The sequence below is a fragment of the Desulforegula conservatrix Mb1Pa genome (assembly GCF_000426225.1).
Taxonomy (GTDB): Bacteria; Desulfobacterota; Desulfobacteria; order Desulfobacterales; family Desulforegulaceae; genus Desulforegula; species Desulforegula conservatrix.
Genome location: NZ_AUEY01000033.1, coordinates 1 through 18,989, shown reverse-complemented (window position 1 = coordinate 18,989; position 18,989 = coordinate 1). Strand labels below are relative to the sequence as shown.

Genomic DNA, 18,989 nt, shown 5'->3' with positions numbered 1-18,989 from the left:
TTGAACATATCAAAAAATTTCTTTTAAAACTTCGGGCCTTTCATCTACTGATGGATTGCCTAATTCGGCCTGCCTGCTGCTCAGGTTATGAATCATACAGGCAAGCCAGGCGGCCTGATAACCTGAAACATCAATAAATCTGACCGCTTTTTTTCTTACTTCTTTCCCGTCAGGAAGAACGCCTATTTCTATGTCATAAACAGTCTCAAAAAGCAGGTCATCAAGAATTATTTTTCCTGATTTAGTCATTATGGTAAGCCCCAAGGATTCATCAAATTTATTTTTGTTTGAAAAATAATGGATGGACATCCCTCTGAAACTGATATCTGAAACAGGGCCTATCTGGATATACTCATTCTTGCTCAGCATAAAAAAAGATTTCTTTTTGAAATTAACAACAGCTCCGCCTTTTACCGGGAATCTTCTTGTCTCTCTTCTTTCATTTTGAGTGTCTGTTTGAATTTCCATTGAGTACTCCTAAAATTTGAGTGTTTAGGGATAACACTGCTCCTGATCTGCTTAATGTACAATAATAAATTTATATATTGATTCAGAGCGATTCAAATATTAGAATCGCTTTTATATAATTTGCAGAATATTTCAAGATAAATAGTCATCAATCAACAAAAATCAACAAAAAGATTATTTAAAATATGGGATACAGATTTATAAATATTAAAACAGGGGAAACCTACTCATGTCCAAATGAATTCTGGCTTAGCATTCTAAAAGCAGCCTCTGAAAACGGTTGGAAACCAAAAGGGACGAGGCTTTCTTTAGAAAGAGAAATTGACGATACTTATGATGATTCGTTCGGAAGAATGTACAATCTCTTCATCGTCATTTCCGCCCACGCAAGATGCCTTGAATGGGATGGGAATTATACTGAAAAAGAGTACCAGATTGTAGGACAAGAAGATATTGCAAACCTTCTGGAAGAACTGATCTATATGGGTACAGATTCTTTGTTTCTTGATTTCCTTGAAAAAGGCCCCTTTGAAATTGGCCCAGAATAATAATAAGGATAATAATCAGAAAATGATAAGGCAGCCATGAAATTCATGGCCGCCGAAATTCTATTTTCTCACAATGAATTCTGTCTTCTCAAGAGCAAGCTCGATATGAAATTTATGGTGATCCACATTAAATACAACCCTTCTGTTTTCCCTGAAATCAGAATCGATTATCAGGGTAATGGGGGTTATGAGAGAAAGAGCCTTTGGCTGTCCACAAAAAGATGAAAGCCCGAATTTATCCTCCACAGACCTCATAAGAAGGCCCATAAGCTGATTTGTCATCTCACCAATGGAATCACTGACCTCATTGGACGTAAAATCTTTGGCAAGCTCATTTTCAGGAATGCCCATTGCCATCATGTAACTCTGATAAAGAAGGACTGCCGCTTCCTTGGAAAAATTAAGTACAGCAAGTCCGTTATAATCTCCTGAAAATTGCACGAAACATCCCACATCAGGCTTTAGGGTCACTTTTTCAATTTTCTGATAAGTACTTGAAAACTTGACTGTCCTTTTTGTGCACGACTCCAGCACATGTTTTGTTGCCTTGCATAAAACATCTGATACTATATCAATTGTTGCATCCTGGGTTTGCATAATTCTATCCTTTTGGATTGGCATTTGGTCACATCAGCATTAAACAGAGTCTGCCTGGCCAAAATTTTAATTTCTAATATTTGATGAATATATATTATGTTTGAAAAAATTCCCAACATTTTAAACAAATCAAAATCTGATTCGGTATTTTCGGCTTCTGATAAAATTTTTTCAGCATTTTTATGCAGACTGACGGTTGATTATTCCGACGAAAGTGCCCTGGCTTATGCCATTGCCTCAAGCCAGACAGGAAAAGGTCATATCTGCATAGACCTTGATTCCGAGCCTCTGTCAGATTTGTTAAGAGAAATGAAAATAACAGATTTTACGCCTGAACAAATCAGATCTGGCGTAGAAAAGTCAAAGGCAGTTGGAAACCCCGATGAATCATATCCACTTTTACTTGCAGGGAACAGGTTCCTTTACCTTAAAAAATTCTGGGACTATCAGAATATTATAGAAAACTTCATAAACTCAAAGGACCAGTCTTTCTTCGAAATCAGAAAGGAACTGATTGAAGAGCTTGTTACCAAAAATTTTGATAATAATTCAAAAGATTATAACTGGCAGATGGGAGCTGCAATATGCGCGGCAAGAAGCAGATTCTGCCTTGTTACCGGTGGCCCTGGAACAGGAAAGACAACGACTGCTGCCAAAATAATATCCATTCTGACAGAAATCTTGAAACCTGAGCTTAAAAGAAAACCCAAAATCATCCTTGCCGCGCCAACCGGGAAAGCTGCGGCAAGAATCTCTTCTGCCATATCTTCGGCCATGCTCAAAATAAAAAATTTGGGCGTTGATGATACTGATGCCCCGGAAGCTGCAATAACAATCCACAGGCTTCTCGGCATAGGCCATGCGTCATCCAGGCCCAGATACAATAATAAAAACCCGTTGATTGCGGATGTACTCATTATTGACGAGGCATCAATGGTTGATATTGCAATGATGGCAAACATCATGGATGCACTGCCAAAAAGAGCAAGACTTATTCTTATGGGCGACAAGGATCAGCTTTCATCTGTTGAGCCAGGAGCTGTTCTTGCCGACATATGCAAAGCAGGGCCGGCAGATAAATTCTCCCAAAAAGCATTTTCTTTTCTTGGCATTGGCGGCAAATTCCCCAATATATCACCTGTTGAAGACGAAGGCTTTTATGACGGTGTTGTAGAGCTTGACAAAAGCTACAGATTCTCAGGAAATAGCGGCATAGGACTTCTGGCTGAAGCTATCAAAAATGGTGATAAAAACAGTGCCTTTGAAATCTTGAAATCAAAACTATATACTGACATTGTCTGGATTAAACGAGGGAACGAAAATAGCCTTAAAAAAATCATCAATGATCTGACAAGTGATCATCTTTCCCGGATTTCAGCATCTGATTCACCGGAAAAGGCCCTTGATTGCATTGACGAGTTCAAAATACTCTGCGCTGTGAGACAGGGAATCTGGGGAGTTGAAGGAATTAACAGTACTGTAAGAGAACTGATGCATGAAAATAAATACGCGCCTGCAGATGGTGACTGGTACCATGGCAGACCTGTGATGATCACAACAAATGATTATCAGTTAGGTCTTTTTAATGGAGATACCGGAATTGCTCTTAAGGATGATAATGACAAAAAAAATCTTATGGTTTATTTCAGATCCGGAGATAATACTGTTAAAGCTTTTCATCCCTCTCGTTTAGGTCGTCATGAAACCGTTTTTGCCTCAACTGTTCATAAAAGTCAGGGATCTGAATATGACAGGGTTGCACTCGTCCTGCCTGACAGATTCACAGGCGCCCTTTCAATGGAGCTTGTCTATACAGCTGTAACCAGAGCCAAAAAAGAATTTATCCTTATTAGCAGTGAAGAAATCTTTTCAATGGCTATATCGGAAAGGACGAGACGGACCTCAGGCTTATGCAACAGGCTTTTGGGCTTGATTTAATTGCCGTGTACGCTTAATAACCATAGATATTTTTTACTTAAGCAAATTTGAACATATTTTGATATTTTCTTAAAACTTCAAATATAAGGAGTTATAGATGGAAAGCATTACCGCACTCAGCGTCCTGGATGGCAGATACAAGCGTTCCACCACGGAATTGAGGGATATTTATTCCGAATTTGGCCTTATAAAATATAGGGTAAAAGTTGAAATAGAATGGCTGAAATTCATTCTGGGGGGCCTAAAACTTGCGGGTGACAGCTGGGATGAAAAGATGGTCGATGTACTTGATAATATAGTCGCAAGATTCGATGTGGACGCTGCATCAAGAATCAAGGACATCGAAAAAACCACAAACCACGACGTAAAAGCGGTTGAATACTATATAAAAGAAAAACTTTCAGGAACTTCAATGGCGTCACTCAGTGAGTGGACACATTTTGCCTGCACTTCTGACGATATTAACAACACTGCCTACGCCCTCATGGTCAAAGATGGCAGAGATATTGTTATCAAAAGCCTTGACAGTCTTCTGGCCAAAATCGAAAAAATGGCGCTTGAAAGCAAGGCTGTTCCCATGATGTCAAGAACCCATGGTCAGCCAGCCACCCCAACGACAGCAGGCAAGGAACTGGTCAATTTTGCCTGGAGATTGAGGGAAGGAAGATGGAACTTAGCCGGGATTACAGTCCAGGGCAAGATGAACGGAGCAACAGGAAATTTCAATGCCCACAGTTTCGCGTTCCCTGACGTTGACTGGATAAATGCGAGCAGGCATTTCATCGAAAACTATCTTGGAATCGAGCCTATCATATTCACCACCCAGATTAATCCCAACGGCTATCTGTCCCGCATTCTTCATTCAATGATAAGAATTTCATCCATTCTTACAGACCTTGACAGGGACATGTGGGGATATATTTCCCTTGGCTACTTCAAGCAGAAAGTCAGGGAAGGAGAAGTCGGGTCTTCCACCATGCCACACAAGGTCAACCCAATAGATTTTGAAAACAGTGAAGGCAACCTTGGCGTAGCTATCTCCCTCATGGAGCATATGTCAGTAAAACTTCTTAACTCCAGATTCCAGAGAGATCTTACAGACAGCACTGTCCTTAGAAACCTGGGAGCAGTATTCGGATATCTGATGATAGGAATAAAAAGCTCCATAAGGGGCCTTGACAAGGTGGAGCTTGACGAGGGAGCTCTCAGAAAAGACCTTGAGGAAAATCTTGAACTTCTTGCAGAACCTATTCAGACTTATATGCGCATATGCGGAGAAGAAAACCCATATGAAAAGATGAAAGAGCTGACACGGGGAAGAAAAATCACCAAGGAAGATCTTGCTGCGTTCATTGATGGTCTCGAAAAACTCACTGAAGAAGAAAAAATCAGAATGAAACAGCTGACCCCACTCACTTACACAGGATTTGCCGAACAGCTTGTGGATGAGTATTTCGCCTCAATCAAACACTGATATAATTGAAAATTGTGCCTCATTTTTTGGGGCACGACTCAACTTTAATGAACTCGCAAAAAGTCAGAAAAAGGAATCAGCGTCATGCCGGACTTGATCCGGCATCTTTGTATTTTCAATTACTTCTGGATTCCGGCCTGTGCCGGAATGACTGAAATGGACTTTTTGCGATCTTGTCAAGACTCTGCTTGATGCCCGCTTTATAGTTTGTAATTTGCCAGACCCGTTGCCACATGGGTTTCATTATCTGCAAAAACATCAATCTGAATCAGGGCAATTCTTGCTCCGCATCTAATTACCTTACCCTTCGCAAGAAAAAAAGATCCCTTCCCAGGCCTCAGAAAATCAACCCTCATATCAATTGTGGCCATACCTCCGAGTCTCTTTGCTATCTCTTCAGGAGTTGAGCCTGCAATCCTTTTTAGAAGCTCCACAGATGCCATCAGACCTCCTGTGACATCTATTATGGATGACAAAACACCTCCATGGAGAACATTTTTTGAATAATTCCCTATCAGATGGCTGTCCATGTCTATTCGCATTATTGTTTCGTCTGGAGTCAGTGTATCAATTTTCAAGCCTATATGCTTGTTGAAAGGCATCTTTTTCTCGTAAACAGACTTAAGCACAGGAAGAATATTCAGCAGGGTTGTGTCAATATTCATTATTTATAGCTCTCTGAAGTTCATTGTCGGATAGAAGAAAGAAATATACTTCACATCGTCATAATTTGAACTCTTCTGTTAAATGAAAGATCAAAGGCCGCTTTTTGAAAAAAGCTTGGCAAAAACTTTTCGGTTATGGATTCTTTTGCTTGATAAACATATGTTATCAACTCGTAATAAAAAAACATAAAAGTTTTGGGAAAGGTCTGGAAAACCCTTTTTCAAAAGGGTTTTCCAGTAATGATGCAACAACGAGCTTGCCATTCAAACGGCCTGACTCATTTCAAATGTTCAAGCTGTGACATTGATGAGTATACATGGAGGCACGCTCGCTTCAAGCAAAACAGTTCGCAAGCTCGTCTTTATTGACCTGGAACAGCAAAACGGAATCTCTATTTTTCTCCTGTAGGTGGCTGCATCATGTCCATATAACTGTTCTTCTTGTAACCGGCAGGGACAGTAATATATTTTGCAACATCCATTTTCTGGATAGACTTGACTTCTTCTGTACTCCAGCTTTCTGGCATCCCCGGCATATTAGGCATTTCAGCAGACGAAAGAGATCGCTGTTTCACAGGATATCCGCTTTTCATGAGTTCAAGATATGCCTTATCCGAGGTATAATCTCCTCCAGCCATCCCAGAAGCGGCTTCTGCCATTAGATCTGCATTCTGCTTGAAATCACCATCAAAAAAAGGAACTTCTGAAGAAACCCATATTTCCTCCACAAGCTTATTGTCGCTCATAATCTCATATTTAGTTGAGCTAAAGCCTGCAATCTTTTCATCATTCTTTTTCTGAACCTTAACAGAAGGTTTTTTTGCGTCGCTTGTGCCCATCATTTTTTTATAAGCTGCCTGCTGCTCAGGCGCCATGGTCTTAAGAGCTTCAGCCATTGATTTATCAGCCTGGGCCTTGAAATCAGCCGTCATTTTTTTCATTTCATCAACTGTGGATGTGGCATATGTCTTGGTTTTATTATTAACTATTGTAATCTGCTTGGATTTCATATCGATTATGACATAGTCGCCGTCTGTTTCCTCACACAGTATTGATCCCTCAATATAGGTTTTTCTTGCTTCTCCGTCACTCGATTTTGTATCAACCATCCATCCTGCGTTTGCCAAAGTTGGAAATATGAGTGCCGCCGCAAAAATAAAACATGTTTTCTTCATTAAACCACCTCTTTTTAAAATTTGTTCGGTAATTAGACATAATAAAAAATATGAATCTGGATATATTATTTAGCCTTGTTTTTCAATCAGCAATGCATAATAGTCTCAGGTCGAGCTGTTATCAAACCATAATAAGGACGTGTACATGATTGGAAACGTGGTAAATGCAATTTCGATAATTGCGGGAGGTATAGCAGGTCTTTTACTTCGGGGAGGAATACCTGAAAGATACAGAGAAACCCTGATGCAGGCAGTTGGTCTTTGTGTTGTCCTTATTGGAATATCTTCAGCCATTAAAACAGACTCAATAATGACTGTAATTCTAAGTCTTGTTGCCGGATCTCTCATCGGTGAATTTATAAGAATAGAAGCAAGACTCGATTCTCTGGGGAAATTTATTGAAAGCAAAATATCTGGAAGCAACTCGGACTTTTCAAAGGGTTTTGTCCAAGCCAGCCTTATCTTCTGCGTAGGATCAATGGCAATTGTCGGATCGATTGAAAGTGGGCTAACCGGGAATCATCAGACTCTTTTTGCTAAATCCGTTCTTGATGGAGTCACGACAATTATCCTGACGTCCATATTAGGTGCGGGCGTTATTCTGTCATCTGTATCTGTTTTTATATACCAGAGTTTCATCACACTTTTGGCAGCACTTATTAAGCCATATATGACTCCAGAAGTGATAGCGCAGATGTCGTCTGTGGGTGGCCTTCTTATAATTGCAATAGGCCTTAATATGCTGGAAGTAGGCAGGATCAGGGCCGGAAACATGCTGCCAGCCATATTCATTCCGTTTGTTTACGCATTAATAATTAATATAACAGGTTTGCATGCTTTATTATAAAAAAGGTCTTATAAAAAAAATCCGGCAAACATCATTAAACATGAGTCTGCCAGACCTTGAATTTACAATTATAAGCTGATTTAAATAGGACAAAGTCGCAAAAAGTCCGATTACCGTCATTGCGGCACAGGCCGGAATCCAGAAGTACCTGAATATACAAAGATGTCGGATCGAGTCCGCATGACGCCACCGTCTTTTATTTACTTTTTGCGACTTCATCAAAAAAAAGAATGGTATTGCAGAGTCCATTTAAAGCTTAAGCTTAGCCAAAAATTTCCGAAACCATTATTATTCAGCAACCAGCCTGAAACCAAGATTATTATATGATTCTTCAGGAACAAAGCTGAATCTCTTTGCAGATCTGCACTGGTATACATAGCTTTCCCATGCGCCTCCTCTTGCCACCCTGTTTGTGCCGGTTTTTGCGCCCTTGGGATCCAAAGCCTCTCCTGATACTTGATATTCGCCGTACCAGTCACCGCACCATTCCATGGCATTACCATGCATATCAAAAAGCCCCCATGGATTAGCAGGGAAATTAGCTGTCTTGACAGTCATCTTCAAAGGCTTTCCTGTCTGGCATTTTCCCCATAAAGCTGTAGAGTCAAAATTTGCTTGTTGGGGAGACAGGCACTGGCCGGTTGAGAAATTATCCTTGCTGCCGGCCCTTGCAGCATATTCCCATTCAGCTTCAGTAGGAAGCCTGTAAGTTCCCTCACCTTTTGCATTGATCCAGGCGATGAATTTATTGGCGTCATTCCAGGAAACACAGACAACCGGAGCATCCTGGGTTTGCTGAAATCCAGGTTTAGCCCAGCTATATGCAGGGTCCTGCTCCCATTTATGACCTATCCATATCCATGGACCATTACCACTCGTCTCAGAATCGGTTTTATAGGATGTAGCCTTCACGAACTCAGACCATTGTCCATTAGTTACTTCTGTGGCTTGTATGAAAAAAGCCTTCGATATTTTTACTTGGTGGGATATTTCATCTGCGCCACGGTTCTGGACATCAGATCCAGACCCCATTACAAAACCGCCTGGAGCAATCTTAACAAACTTCATTCCGAGGGAGTTCTGGATTACTGAAGCCTCTTTAAGATTTATGTTTTTTTCAATTTTTGCGCCGGGTGTAATATCAAAATCAATTTTCTGTTTTTCATAACCAAAACTCGATACTTCGACCTGATATTTTCCTGGTGACAGGCTCATACCAGGAGAGTATTTTGTCTTGCCATCAGTAAATAGAACAGATGCAGTTTGGGGAGTGACGGTAAATTTAAGAATTCCTTCGGATGACTTTGAAGGCAGTATGTCTATATCAAGTTCTTTTGTCTCTCCCACAGCTATTGTGACTTCACTCTGTGAAGGATCATATCCGTCTTTGCTCAATTTCACAGAATATTTTCCGGCTATTACTTTTTTATCCTTAAGCGGAGTCTTCCCCCATGGTATTCCGTTTAGATAAATATCTGCGCCCTGAATAGGAGAATTTATGTTAAGGACGGCATCGTTACCAGTTCCTTCACCTTCTATTGACGCAGCTGATGTTTCTCCGCTTATCAAGGCTGCCTGGGCCTCTGGTTTTGCAAAAAGGAATTCTCCTCCTGATACCTGCCCTGAATCAAACACACCAAAAACCGGTTTAATTCCAGATTTGGCAGAAACTGACGACTGCACCCCTTTATAAAAATCCTGAACAGAAAATACGGAAGACTGGTTCTTCTTAAAAGACTGGAAAATTGCCTTTCCAAAAGCTCCTGTTGAAGGATCTGCCGAATCAGGCACGTCAATATTTAATCCTGATAAAAGAACCCATCTGCTCTGGCCTTGGAATTTTTTGGAAAGTTCTTCCTGGCTTTGAGGTACACCAGTAATTCCTGCGGCAGGATAGCTTGCACCTGAAATCATGAGAAGGTGTTTGGATTTGATCTTTTTTATCTGCTTGGCGATCTGCCTGTTGTCAATGTAAGTCAACACATCCCCGGACTTTGCATCATGTGGAATCCAGTATGTATAATCGTACAATTGATCCTTTTCGCCGCTTCCCAGAAAAACCACCATCACGCTTGACTCCTGAGGGAGATCCGACAGCTGGGACATGGAAGAGATTATTTCATTTCGCGTTGCTTTTTCATTAAGCAGTGTTTTAACCTGAAAACCGTAAACATCTGTAAGAATCTTTCCGATTTTTTGAGCATCACTGCCTGATCCTGAAAATGCCTTAATATTTTTATCCGAATAATTGCTGACACCGATTATTAGGGCCTTGAACAGATGCGCCTTTGCAGGGGCTTTTGTCTCTGGCGCTCCAAAACATAAACCATGCAGAAGCAATGGTAAAATAACAGCAAGGAAACCCATGACAACGCTTTTCTTAATGAGCTTCATAAAGCCTCTCAATATATAAGTTGATAACCAGGATTTTAACCAGAATTTAAATAAGTATGCTGAATGATATAATAACACGGCCCATAATTTGAGCCGTGTTATTAAATATGAAAGATCTGCATCATAACAATCAAACGTCAAAACAGCGTCTACTGATTGGAAAAATGTGGATTTATATTTGTGGCCGATCTCTGGGCACCTCCGACAATCACTGCAGAATTGCCGCTTGCATTGTTCTTTTCACCACCGACAATAGCTGACTGATCACCGGACGCTGTATTTGAAGCTCCGCCAAGCACGCAGGAAAATTTACCTGATGCAGTATTGCCGTTGCCTGCAATTATCCCGCCGTAAGATGAGTAGCCGTTTTTGCTACCGACAACCAAATTGTGGGATCCTGATTTAGCTCCTCCACCGGCATTGTAACCAACAATAATATTGCCCTTGCCATTTGCAGATTCAGTGCTTCCTGAACCATTAACAACCTGTAGATTCATATTGCTGAATACCAGCGCTTCGTTGGTTCTTGTGACATCCTTGAGAAGTTCGGAAAGCCTTTTAACCTCTGCTTCAAGATGTGCGATTCTTTCATTGGCTCCGGCTTCCGGAATCGGAGTAAAGGCGACTCCCGGTTTTGGTGCCGGCACATTAACAGGGGCCGCAGCAGGAGCTGCAGGCGGGGCTGATTTTGCCATATTTGCAATCAGCGCCTTTACCTCGGAATCCCTTGCTATGGAATCGTCTATGTACTGTTCTTTGATAATTCCTGAGTTAATATCATCTCCACTGTGGGTATGCTTGATATCAGCCTTGAGTGAGACCGCTCTTGTCATTTTGGAATGGGTCACGACAGGAAAGCAGTCATTTGCGCCTAATTTCCTGTAGTACTCGCAAATTTTTTCTGTTGTTATTGACTTGTATTCCTTCATGTCGTCCGGGCCAACCCAGAGAAGATACTTGCCTTCTGCAAAATTGATTTTATCTCCGCTTCTCTCAAAAAGAAGTGACACAACCCCAAGTGAATCAGGCTTTATTTCAACATCATAATTAATTGTAAGATATTTCTGATTTATTTCTTCAAATACGACAGGGGCCTTAAAAACGACATCTCTTTTCTTCTGGGCCTGACGGCTTATGACAAATTCCTTGGCTTTGCCTATTGCTGTCGTATTATCACCGGAATAGCTTATTCCAATATCTGCAAGAAGTTTTTTCAAGGCTGGTTCACCGTTAACCGGCTCTGAATCTGCCATAACAGGTACAAGCATCAAAAAAATAAAAAAAGACAGAATAAAATTAAAGGCTTTACGTTTCTGCATATTCCCCCCTGCATGCAATGCATTTTGGTGATTAACTTTCTTTAAATTGATTATAAATAATATCTAATAAAAAAAGGCGGAGTATGCAATCTATAAAATAGTGCATACTCCGCCTGAAAAAACCAGAGTCTCTTTTAAATTAGAAACTGAAAGTCATTTTAGCAGCAAGCAGATACCAGTCATCCTCTCTGCCAGGAGGTGTTGGATTATTGGTCTTCATCATGAGAGCCGAGCCATCCATGAGATGACCTTCAAGCTTGAATATCCAGTTTTTGGTTATGTCAAAACGGTTTGAAAGACAGATATCCTTGAGATAAGCGTCACTGGCCTGCTGGAACCTTGGATCGCCTTCATCCGGATCTTCGTTATCCTTGTCTGCAAAGTACAGAGAATAATACATGCCAAGTTCGTAGATTTCGTTAAATCTGTAAGCGGCGCTTGCGTAATAACCTTCGGTTTCAAGAGGCGATGAGCTTTTTCCTAAAGGAGTTGTCAAATCAAAGTCATACCTGTTGTAGGAGTATTCCGCAGCCAGGGTCAGATTGTTCATGCTGTATTCAATTGAAGTGGTGACTTCTTTTGTATTTGTTTCAAAAAGAATCGGTATTACCATGCCACCCTTTGTTCCAGGGCCTTCCAATTCAAGATTTACGTTCCAGGCTGAAACACCAAATTTTAAGCCATCGACAGGAGTTGTCCACATTACCGAGGCAGCCTCAGCTTCGGTGGACTTTGCGCTTGTGGGATTAAAATTAATTCCTATAAAAGGCATGGCAAGCTGTTCTTTAGTAGTTGTTGCAACACCGCCGTCGGTTTCAACCTTAACAGTTCCTCCCTGAACCTCATAGGCTATACTTCCGGCATTGCCCAAGTTGACGTCACCATATATACCTGCACCATCCACAGCATTAACCGTATCTCTCCATGCTTCGTTATATACTGACTGTGGCAGAAGTACGCTGGTTCTTGTCATGTCAACGTCGCGAACCTGATTGTAAAGACCATGGGAAAGCTTCATACGTCCGGCTCTGAGACCAAACCAGTCTTTCATCAGATAACTAGCGTATCCCCAGTCAAGCTCAACATCACCGCCGAATTCACCTAAATTTCTTCTGAATAGCTGCACACCCATCTTTAGGCGGTCAGTTACATCACCTGTAAAGTTAAGGCCGAGTTCATTGAATTTTGGTGTTCCGTTTTCAGTGTCAGCATAGAAGTTGTTCTCATCGCTATATAAATAACCCTGGGAAATAAAGCCGTGGATCTGGACTCCGCCCATTTTATCAAGTTCTACAGCAAAGAGACTCCCCCCTGAAAATAGAAGAGCGCCCATTCCCAAAATCAAACTTTTAAAGACTTTTTTCATATATTCCTCCAAATGCGGATTAAACCTAAAGATCCTTATCTTTGAAAACACTTCTTACTTCGATACTGGCACAATCTTTACAGCATCGCTATTGGTACCGGAAGGCACAAAGCCAATCGCGCCCTGGGTTGAAGCAACAAAATCAACTACTTCTTTAGGCTTTGCAAACTGCTTGGGGCCATTTCCTTTTCCAGAAAAAAGCATTTTTTTCCAATAATTACCAAATGTAGTACCATTCTTTCCAACATAGGTCGTCAAAAAATTCTCGGCAAGTTCATTTTGAAGCATTACAGGCTCAATTTTACCGCCACCATCCCACAGATTTTTCTGTCCGAGATAAATTCTCTCCAGATCGTCTTTTGTTATGGAGTTGACAGCCACGCTTTTATTGCAGATAATAATGACATCCTCTGCAAAAGCAGCCATCGGTGATAAAACAAACACCGCTAACACAATTGAAATAAAAAAAGCTCTAAAATACATTTTCTTCATCAATCCTCTCCTTTCGCTACAATGCTAATTACATTGTTATTTCAGCCTTGATATACTTATTGAGCAAAAAAGTAAAGCAATTAAAAGACCCAAGGTTCATACATATAATCAAATAGTTATATTAATATCCAAAAGATCTTCAAGCTCGGCATTACCTTCTATTTCTTCCAATTTCCGCAATCTTTTTTTATAATCGTCCATGGTTTTGAATGAAAAAGATACTGATACTTCCGACAATTCCATATTCTTAGGCTGCATGAATAAAATTGAATTGTCATTTTTTACTATCTTTTTTGCTGTCTCAGCAAATACTCTTTTTGCTTTTTCGATATGAGGATATCTTATTTTGCGTAGCTCAGATAGAACAAGCTCCCTTTTTTTGGAAACATCAATACTGCTGTTTATAATATCAGTAAAGACAGGAGTTGATAGAACTGAAACAATTCCGGCGCCGTCAATTTTTGATATTTCATATATAAGATTACAAAACTCCCTCTGGAGATTAAGGCCTATTTTGAACTGCTGCAAAAAAAACAGAAGCGTTTCCGAATCCTTGTGCTCCCAAAAATCGAATTCAAGAGCTATTGAAGGCGATACAATCCCATCTGATATTGCATTTTTTACAGCAGAAGGGATCCCATCAAGCTTAATAAGCCTCTTTATGTAATCCCGATTCATTCTGAGGGCAGGAATGCCATTTAATATTTCAAGAACTGAATCTATGGAGCGGTCGTTCATGAGATCAAAAAGATTTTTTACTATCAGTGCCTTATCAAGTTCGGAATAATTATATGTATAAATATTTTCAGTGATGGCAATCTTATAGGTATCAACAGGGGATTCCTCACAAATCAAACAGAAAACCCTATGCAATCCAATTGTTTTTGCAGCAAGAAGCCTCTTATTGCCTGATACTGATACATACCTTCCTGAGTCAAAAGATAAGACAGGAGGATTGATAACTCCGACAGAATCAATCGATTTGGACAATTCCGATAGATCTGAATCAGATACAGAACACTCATACCTTGTCCTGTATCTGTTATCATCAAAATCAATATGATTGAGATCTACTTCTATTGCATTAGCGCGCATATGAAGATGATAAAAATAGATTCATAATTTCGAGATATTTAGTCTTTGTATTTTCGATCACAAAGTCAGGAAAGGATGGCCCTGGAGGATTCTTGTCCCAATCAAGCCCTGACAGATAGTCCCTAACGTACTGCTTGTCATAGCTTTTAGGAGAACCGCCAGGCCTGTAATCTGATTTTGGCCAGAACCGTGATGAATCAGGAGTCAACACCTCATCTATGAGGATCAGCTCTCCGTTGAGCATTCCGAATTCAAATTTGGTGTCAGCAACAATAATTCCCAAGGACTCGGCTACCTCAACGCCCTTTTTATATATTTCTATGCTCAGTCTTTTGACTTTTTCAGCTATTTCAGGGCCTACGAGTTTCACAGCCTGATCAAAGCTGATGTTCTCGTCATGGTCACCAAGTTCAGCCTTCGTGGACGGAGTAAAAATTGGCTCGGGAAGCCTTTCGGACTCAATCAGGCCGACAGGTAGAGGGATACCGCAGATCTCGCCTGATTTCTTATATGAAGACCATCCTGAACCGGAAATATAACCCCTCACAACACACTCAACCGGAAGCGGATCGGCTTTTTTAACGATCATGCTTCTTCCATCGAGCATTTCCTTATATGCTTTCAGCTCTGGTGGAAAATCATTGAAATCGCTCGTCACTATATGATTTCCAATGATTGGCTCCATAACCTTGAACCAAAAAAGGGAAATCTGTGTCAGCACCCTGCCTTTTTCAGGTATCGGATCAGGCATAACAACATCAAAAGCTGAAAGCCTGTCTGTAGCTATAAAGAGGTAATTATCGCCGAGATCATATACATCCCTAACCTTACCTTTTTTCACCAGTGGGAATTCTCTTATATTGGTTTCTCTTACTGAACTTGTAATCATAAAAAACCCTTAAAACTAATTATTAGAATTTTCAATTCTACTCATGAAAAACTCTATGAATTTCTTCAATATTCTTCCAGTTTCATTATTTATACCCTGGAATGACATGCCGCATTTGTACATGCCTTCGTCAGACGCGAGGACATAGACCACATTTGCCAGAATATCACAAACCTCCTCTTCAAACCCTATGGAAAGGGACAGCAAAGAGCCGGTGGGGAGAGTATTGTGAATCTCAAGAAGTATCCCGCCTTCGCTAACATTAAGCGTTCTTCCCATGCCCTGTTTTATAACTGTGCCCGAATCATCAAGGCAAGAATAAGCGACAAGATTCTTGGAATCTATTCTGCTTTTATGTACTCTTTTATCAATGCCATTCATCAGCCTTCCCGCCTTTTGACTGAATTGTTTGTTATTAAATTGCCGGTTACTGCGATGCTTTTTGCAAGAGTGCTCAGCATGTTTTTCAGAGTGTCTGAAAGTGTTTTATATTCACTGTGAAGCATTTCAATATCAAGCTCGCTCATTTCAATATCACTTGAAACATAAACACCTGAAGTTGAGGGCTCCATTTCTATATCAAGAAAAGGAAGACTTCCTATAAAATCACCTGCACCTAAATCACACACCAATCGCCCTTTTTTACCATCTTTTTTAACAACCAGAGCTTCTCCGCTGTCTATCCTCCACAGCCCCGAAGAAGTGTCTCCAATCTTTATAAAAGGTGAAAAAATACCCTCCTTGTGAGGTGGGCTGTATGTGTCAGTCTGTAAACTGATATAAGTGTCAGTAACCATTTTAAGCCTCCTGTCGAGGCTTACAACAATATTTCTGAAATCATGGGAAAGTCTTGCAAAATCGGTGCTGAGTCTCTGATTGTCTACTATGCCGAGTTGAACTTTTCCTTTTGCAATTACTGACGCGCTTCTAGGTCTTTTTTCATGTATAAAGGCCGAAAGATTTCCTATGAATGTTCCTGGGCCAAGCTTTAAAATCGGAATTTCTTCATTTCCAATTTTACGGACTATTTCAACAACACCGTCCAAAACGACCCAGATCCAGCTCCCATAAGAGCCCTGGACAACGAATTCCTGACCGTCATCATATAATTCTTCATCAATGACATACATATAATCAACGAATGGGCCTTTGATGACGTGAAGATCAGACCTGTCAATAACGACAGGAGATTTTGGAGAATGAACATCTGAAATCTCAAGCTTTTTGATTTCTCCGTCGTCAAGCATCCTAAGTCCGTCAAGGATGATTTGCATTCGTCCCTGTTTAAGCTTATTTTCCGGATCGACAGGTTTCTGAATGAATCTGAACGAGCCGTCGCTCCATCCGAAAAAAGAAAAGATAACCTTGGCGCCCGAATCGTTGCCAAGCTTGGCATCCACAGGATTGCCATTATATATAAAAATCTGGCCTTCATCAGGGATTAATGGCGTTTTCAGGCTTAGAACTCCGGTATTTGCGTTGGATCCTAGAAGCTGGATAAGATCAGGAACTCCAAGAAATCTCAAGCTACCTTCTAAGTCAATTCTATCAACCATGATGACCCGACACTATTTCGCCCATTGGAATTGACGCTGAAGAGATTCGAGGGTAAGCTTCAGACATGCTTTTAGAGTCTGACCAACTCCATCGCCTGATACAGCGCTGGCCGGGAAAGAAGGCACCTGCAGCTGCCTGTTAAGTTCGCTTTCCATCTGCTCAAGAGGCATTAAGGGGATTCCCTCCTGCTCAAGATCCCTTTTATTGTATTGAAGGACCAACGGAACTTTAGCTATATTCATTCCATAATCCTTCAAATTCTGCTGAAGATCCTTTAGGGAAATCATATTTTTTTCACGTCTGACTTTTAAGGAATCCGCCACAAAAACTACGCCATCGACTCCCTTTAGAACAAGCTTTCTGGTCGAACTATACTGCTGCTGGCCAGGAACAGTAAAAAGCTGAACCTTGACATCACAACCGTTAATTTTCCCTAATCCGATGGGGAGAAAGTCAAAAAAAAGTGTTCGATCACCTTCTGTATTTATCGATACCATTTCGCCCGAGACCTGTTTTTTAAAGGCCTTGAAAATATATTCAAGATTTGTGGTTTTACCACATCGACCTGGGCCATAAAAGACTATCTTGCATTCGATCTCTCTGTCTTTCAGATTGACTACAGCCATAGCAGTGCCTTGGTATCCTTCAATATATCATTAAGATAACTTCTTAAGCCCCTGGTCTCAGTAAAGCCTTCATCCTTAATCAAAGGCTCTTTATTTCAATATCAAGACAATAATCGCCTTGTTTTGGACCGGAGCTGATTTTTGTTTTTGCAGAAACCACGCCCGAGCTTTTAAAAATAGCTATTGGTGAATAAAAATGCAACTCATTAAGCTTCTGGCCAACCGAAAAACTTTCAATCAGCTGTTTGTCCTTTGATGAAAGAATCAGACTGATCATGTTTCCGCTCTGAAAACTGACATCAAGCTCTATCTGTTTTCCTTTTGCAGGTCCTGATTCTACGATAATACCAACAGAACTGATATCTATCATATCATCTTCATCAAGAAGAGATTCCTCTTCAGAAACCGCTGCCTCTTCTGCTTCGGTCTCCTCGGCAGGTTCTTCAACACCTGTCGCCCCCCCCCTCTTGTGAACAAGATTCTCAAAAAAAGACCGGAGCTTTTTTAACTGATCCGCATTAAACAGATCTTCCTGCTGCCATTGATGAAAACGGTCAGTTGCCTTGCTCACAGCCTCAATTTCAATATAGCATTTCAAAATATTCTTGGCTGCTTCAAGTTTAACCTTTTCGTTCCCGAGAAGGTTTGTAAAATCCTCTATTGCCTGATCAAACTGACCAAATTTTGCAATAATGATTGCTTCTTCAAGAGCCACCTGCTCCGAATCCGAAGATTCTGAACGCGTGAAAAGCTTTTTTATTAATTCCTGGGCTTTGGACGAAATCTCTGGCTGGGAAGCAGATGCTTCAAATTTGGCGGCGCGGTTACCAAGCATCTGTATTTTTTTTGTCACATCCTCAAGGAGTTTCTCTTTGCCTTTTATCTGACTGCTGTTCAGGATGTCTTTAATCTGATAGTAAAGCTCAGTTGCCTCATTTAGCAGCCCCTGAGACTGATAAATCTTAGCTTCGCCCACCAACGCAGTAATTTTTTCCTTAATATCCATATAACCTCACTGAATTCAAAACGACAAATCAGGCTGAATACAACAACCAGTAGGCTTGGGATGCATCAAAACCATAACCAAAATAAGCAGAAATGACTATGTTTAGCAAAAAATAAGATTTATTACAATTCGAACTTGTATATTTTCAAGATAATGCAAAAAAAACAACAAACAGAACACTAAAACTTTTTCTTAGATTTATTAATAGCCTTGAAACAAAGTGTCAACTTGTATCTCTTCCTTATTCCATTTCTAAATCAAGTATGCAATAATAGCCGCAAAAGACATGGAGGCGGCAATGGCAAGAAAAGCAAGTGGAATAGAGATACTTGATCAGGCAAAAGAGATTTTATCAAAGGCAAAGACAGTCAATGAATTAAGAAGAGCTCAGGCTGTAATATTACCGTTGGAATTTGGATTATCACTTTCTCAGACAGCAATGATTTTAGGCGTTTCTGTCGGATGGGTATGTCGTTTAAGAAGACAGTTTATCAATAAAATCCCAGCAAAGAAAGAGCACGGAGGCCGCAGAA

19 protein-coding genes are annotated in these 18,989 nt (G+C 40.5%); 5 read left to right on the top strand and 14 right to left on the bottom strand.

Annotated elements, in window-relative coordinates; genetic code table 11:
• Positions 1-9: 9 nt before the first annotated feature.
• Positions 10-468: a hypothetical protein gene (locus K245_RS0112455; RefSeq protein ID WP_027359540.1), complete on the bottom strand. Its 459-nt coding sequence runs from the start codon at positions 466-468 to the stop codon at positions 10-12.
• A gap of 185 nt (positions 469-653) precedes the next feature.
• Between K245_RS0112455 and K245_RS0112450 the strand changes: the two genes are divergently transcribed.
• Entirely contained in the window at positions 654-1,016 is a 363-nt protein-coding gene (locus tag K245_RS0112450; protein ID WP_027359539.1) for a hypothetical protein, read from the top strand.
• A gap of 60 nt (positions 1,017-1,076) precedes the next feature.
• On the opposite strand, the gene K245_RS0112445 is transcribed toward K245_RS0112450, so the two are convergent.
• Positions 1,077-1,613: a DUF3334 family protein gene (locus K245_RS0112445; protein ID WP_051284088.1), complete on the bottom strand. Its 537-nt coding sequence runs from the start codon at positions 1,611-1,613 to the stop codon at positions 1,077-1,079.
• Positions 1,614-1,709: 96 nt separating this feature from the next.
• Between K245_RS0112445 and recD the strand changes: the two genes are divergently transcribed.
• Together recD and purB are read left to right on the top strand one after the other, a co-directional pair.
• Positions 1,710-3,551: an exodeoxyribonuclease V subunit alpha gene (gene recD / locus K245_RS0112440; RefSeq protein WP_027359537.1), complete on the top strand. Its 1,842-nt coding sequence runs from the start codon at positions 1,710-1,712 to the stop codon at positions 3,549-3,551.
• A gap of 97 nt (positions 3,552-3,648) precedes the next feature.
• Complete coding sequence (gene purB, locus K245_RS0112435) at positions 3,649-5,025, top strand: adenylosuccinate lyase (protein ID WP_027359536.1); 1,377 nt, start codon at positions 3,649-3,651, stop codon at positions 5,023-5,025.
• 200 nt (positions 5,026-5,225) lie between these two features.
• On the opposite strand, the gene K245_RS24270 is transcribed toward purB, so the two are convergent.
• Together K245_RS24270 and K245_RS0112420 are read right to left on the bottom strand one after the other, a co-directional pair.
• The gene (locus K245_RS24270; protein ID WP_051284087.1) at positions 5,226-5,690 is read right to left on the bottom strand and encodes a thioesterase family protein; all 465 of its coding nucleotides are present in this window, start codon (positions 5,688-5,690) and stop codon (positions 5,226-5,228) included.
• A gap of 392 nt (positions 5,691-6,082) precedes the next feature.
• The gene (locus K245_RS0112420; protein WP_027359535.1) at positions 6,083-6,865 is read right to left on the bottom strand and encodes a hypothetical protein; all 783 of its coding nucleotides are present in this window, start codon (positions 6,863-6,865) and stop codon (positions 6,083-6,085) included.
• 145 nt (positions 6,866-7,010) lie between these two features.
• On the opposite strand from K245_RS0112420, the gene K245_RS0112415 reads away from it, so the two are divergent.
• The gene (locus K245_RS0112415) at positions 7,011-7,712 is read left to right on the top strand and encodes a DUF554 domain-containing protein (RefSeq protein ID WP_027359534.1); all 702 of its coding nucleotides are present in this window, start codon (positions 7,011-7,013) and stop codon (positions 7,710-7,712) included.
• 288 nt (positions 7,713-8,000) lie between these two features.
• Here the strand turns inward: K245_RS0112415 and K245_RS0112405 are convergent, their stop codons facing one another.
• The 10 genes from K245_RS0112405 to K245_RS0112360 form a co-directional block, all read right to left on the bottom strand.
• Positions 8,001-10,106, bottom strand: coding sequence for an SUMF1/EgtB/PvdO family nonheme iron enzyme (locus K245_RS0112405; RefSeq protein ID WP_027359533.1), 2,106 nt, complete (start codon positions 10,104-10,106; stop codon positions 8,001-8,003).
• Between the two features lie 149 nt (positions 10,107-10,255).
• Positions 10,256-11,425: a hypothetical protein gene (locus K245_RS0112400; protein WP_027359532.1), complete on the bottom strand. Its 1,170-nt coding sequence runs from the start codon at positions 11,423-11,425 to the stop codon at positions 10,256-10,258.
• Between the two features lie 139 nt (positions 11,426-11,564).
• A complete protein-coding gene (locus tag K245_RS0112395) occupies positions 11,565-12,791 on the bottom strand; it encodes a hypothetical protein (protein WP_027359531.1) in 1,227 nt (408 codons plus the stop codon).
• Between the two features lie 54 nt (positions 12,792-12,845).
• Entirely contained in the window at positions 12,846-13,283 is a 438-nt protein-coding gene (locus K245_RS0112390) for a type 2 periplasmic-binding domain-containing protein (RefSeq protein ID WP_051284086.1), read from the bottom strand.
• A gap of 108 nt (positions 13,284-13,391) precedes the next feature.
• Positions 13,392-14,378, bottom strand: coding sequence for a ParB/RepB/Spo0J family partition protein (locus K245_RS0112385; RefSeq protein ID WP_027359529.1), 987 nt, complete (start codon positions 14,376-14,378; stop codon positions 13,392-13,394).
• Positions 14,368-15,267, bottom strand: a complete 900-nt coding sequence (locus tag K245_RS0112380) for a phosphoribosylaminoimidazolesuccinocarboxamide synthase (RefSeq protein WP_084156265.1) — start codon at positions 15,265-15,267, stop codon at positions 14,368-14,370. The genes K245_RS0112385 and K245_RS0112380 overlap by 11 nt, the downstream gene beginning before the upstream one ends.
• A gap of 15 nt (positions 15,268-15,282) precedes the next feature.
• Positions 15,283-15,648: a PilZ domain-containing protein gene (locus K245_RS0112375; RefSeq protein WP_027359527.1), complete on the bottom strand. Its 366-nt coding sequence runs from the start codon at positions 15,646-15,648 to the stop codon at positions 15,283-15,285.
• Positions 15,648-16,823 carry a cyclic nucleotide-binding domain-containing protein gene (locus tag K245_RS0112370; RefSeq protein ID WP_027359526.1) on the bottom strand — a complete coding sequence of 392 codons (1,176 nt, stop codon included), beginning with the start codon at positions 16,821-16,823 and terminating at the stop codon, positions 15,648-15,650. The genes K245_RS0112375 and K245_RS0112370 overlap by 1 nt, the downstream gene beginning before the upstream one ends.
• A gap of 12 nt (positions 16,824-16,835) precedes the next feature.
• Positions 16,836-17,450 (bottom strand): GTP-binding protein, encoded by a 615-nt coding sequence (locus tag K245_RS0112365; protein WP_027359525.1) that lies wholly within the window; start codon positions 17,448-17,450, stop codon positions 16,836-16,838.
• A 79-nt stretch (positions 17,451-17,529) separates the two neighbouring features.
• Positions 17,530-18,456: a tetratricopeptide repeat protein gene (locus K245_RS0112360; protein WP_027359524.1), complete on the bottom strand. Its 927-nt coding sequence runs from the start codon at positions 18,454-18,456 to the stop codon at positions 17,530-17,532.
• Between the two features lie 298 nt (positions 18,457-18,754).
• On the opposite strand from K245_RS0112360, the gene K245_RS0112355 reads away from it, so the two are divergent.
• Positions 18,755-18,989, top strand: a 235-nt coding sequence (locus K245_RS0112355; RefSeq protein WP_027359523.1) for a helix-turn-helix domain-containing protein, incomplete at its 3' end; no start/stop codon positions are given.

Excerpts from the sequence above, each read along its gene's own strand:
- purB (WP_027359536.1), top strand. The coding sequence starts at position 3,649 with ATGGAAAGCATTACCGCACTCAGCGTCCTGGATGGCAGATACAAGCGT.
- K245_RS0112370 (WP_027359526.1), bottom strand. The coding sequence starts at position 16,823 with ATGGTTGATAGAATTGACTTAGAAGGTAGCTTGAGATTTCTTGGAGTT.
- K245_RS0112365 (WP_027359525.1), bottom strand. The coding sequence starts at position 17,450 with ATGGCTGTAGTCAATCTGAAAGACAGAGAGATCGAATGCAAGATAGTC.
- K245_RS0112420 (WP_027359535.1), bottom strand. The coding sequence starts at position 6,865 with ATGAAGAAAACATGTTTTATTTTTGCGGCGGCACTCATATTTCCAACT.
- K245_RS0112390 (WP_051284086.1), bottom strand. The coding sequence starts at position 13,283 with ATGAAGAAAATGTATTTTAGAGCTTTTTTTATTTCAATTGTGTTAGCG.
- K245_RS0112415 (WP_027359534.1), top strand. The coding sequence starts at position 7,011 with ATGATTGGAAACGTGGTAAATGCAATTTCGATAATTGCGGGAGGTATA.
- recD (WP_027359537.1), top strand. The coding sequence starts at position 1,710 with ATGTTTGAAAAAATTCCCAACATTTTAAACAAATCAAAATCTGATTCG.
- K245_RS0112395 (WP_027359531.1), bottom strand. The coding sequence starts at position 12,791 with ATGAAAAAAGTCTTTAAAAGTTTGATTTTGGGAATGGGCGCTCTTCTA.
- K245_RS0112405 (WP_027359533.1), bottom strand. The coding sequence starts at position 10,106 with ATGAAGCTCATTAAGAAAAGCGTTGTCATGGGTTTCCTTGCTGTTATT.
- K245_RS0112455 (WP_027359540.1), bottom strand. The coding sequence starts at position 468 with ATGGAAATTCAAACAGACACTCAAAATGAAAGAAGAGAGACAAGAAGA.
- K245_RS0112450 (WP_027359539.1), top strand. The coding sequence starts at position 654 with ATGGGATACAGATTTATAAATATTAAAACAGGGGAAACCTACTCATGT.
- K245_RS0112385 (WP_027359529.1), bottom strand. The coding sequence starts at position 14,378 with ATGCGCGCTAATGCAATAGAAGTAGATCTCAATCATATTGATTTTGAT.
- K245_RS0112400 (WP_027359532.1), bottom strand. The coding sequence starts at position 11,425 with ATGCAGAAACGTAAAGCCTTTAATTTTATTCTGTCTTTTTTTATTTTT.
- K245_RS0112360 (WP_027359524.1), bottom strand. The coding sequence starts at position 18,456 with ATGGATATTAAGGAAAAAATTACTGCGTTGGTGGGCGAAGCTAAGATT.
- K245_RS0112380 (WP_084156265.1), bottom strand. The coding sequence starts at position 15,267 with ATGATTACAAGTTCAGTAAGAGAAACCAATATAAGAGAATTCCCACTG.
- K245_RS24270 (WP_051284087.1), bottom strand. The coding sequence starts at position 5,690 with ATGAATATTGACACAACCCTGCTGAATATTCTTCCTGTGCTTAAGTCT.
- K245_RS0112375 (WP_027359527.1), bottom strand. The coding sequence starts at position 15,648 with ATGAATGGCATTGATAAAAGAGTACATAAAAGCAGAATAGATTCCAAG.
- K245_RS0112445 (WP_051284088.1), bottom strand. The coding sequence starts at position 1,613 with ATGCAAACCCAGGATGCAACAATTGATATAGTATCAGATGTTTTATGC.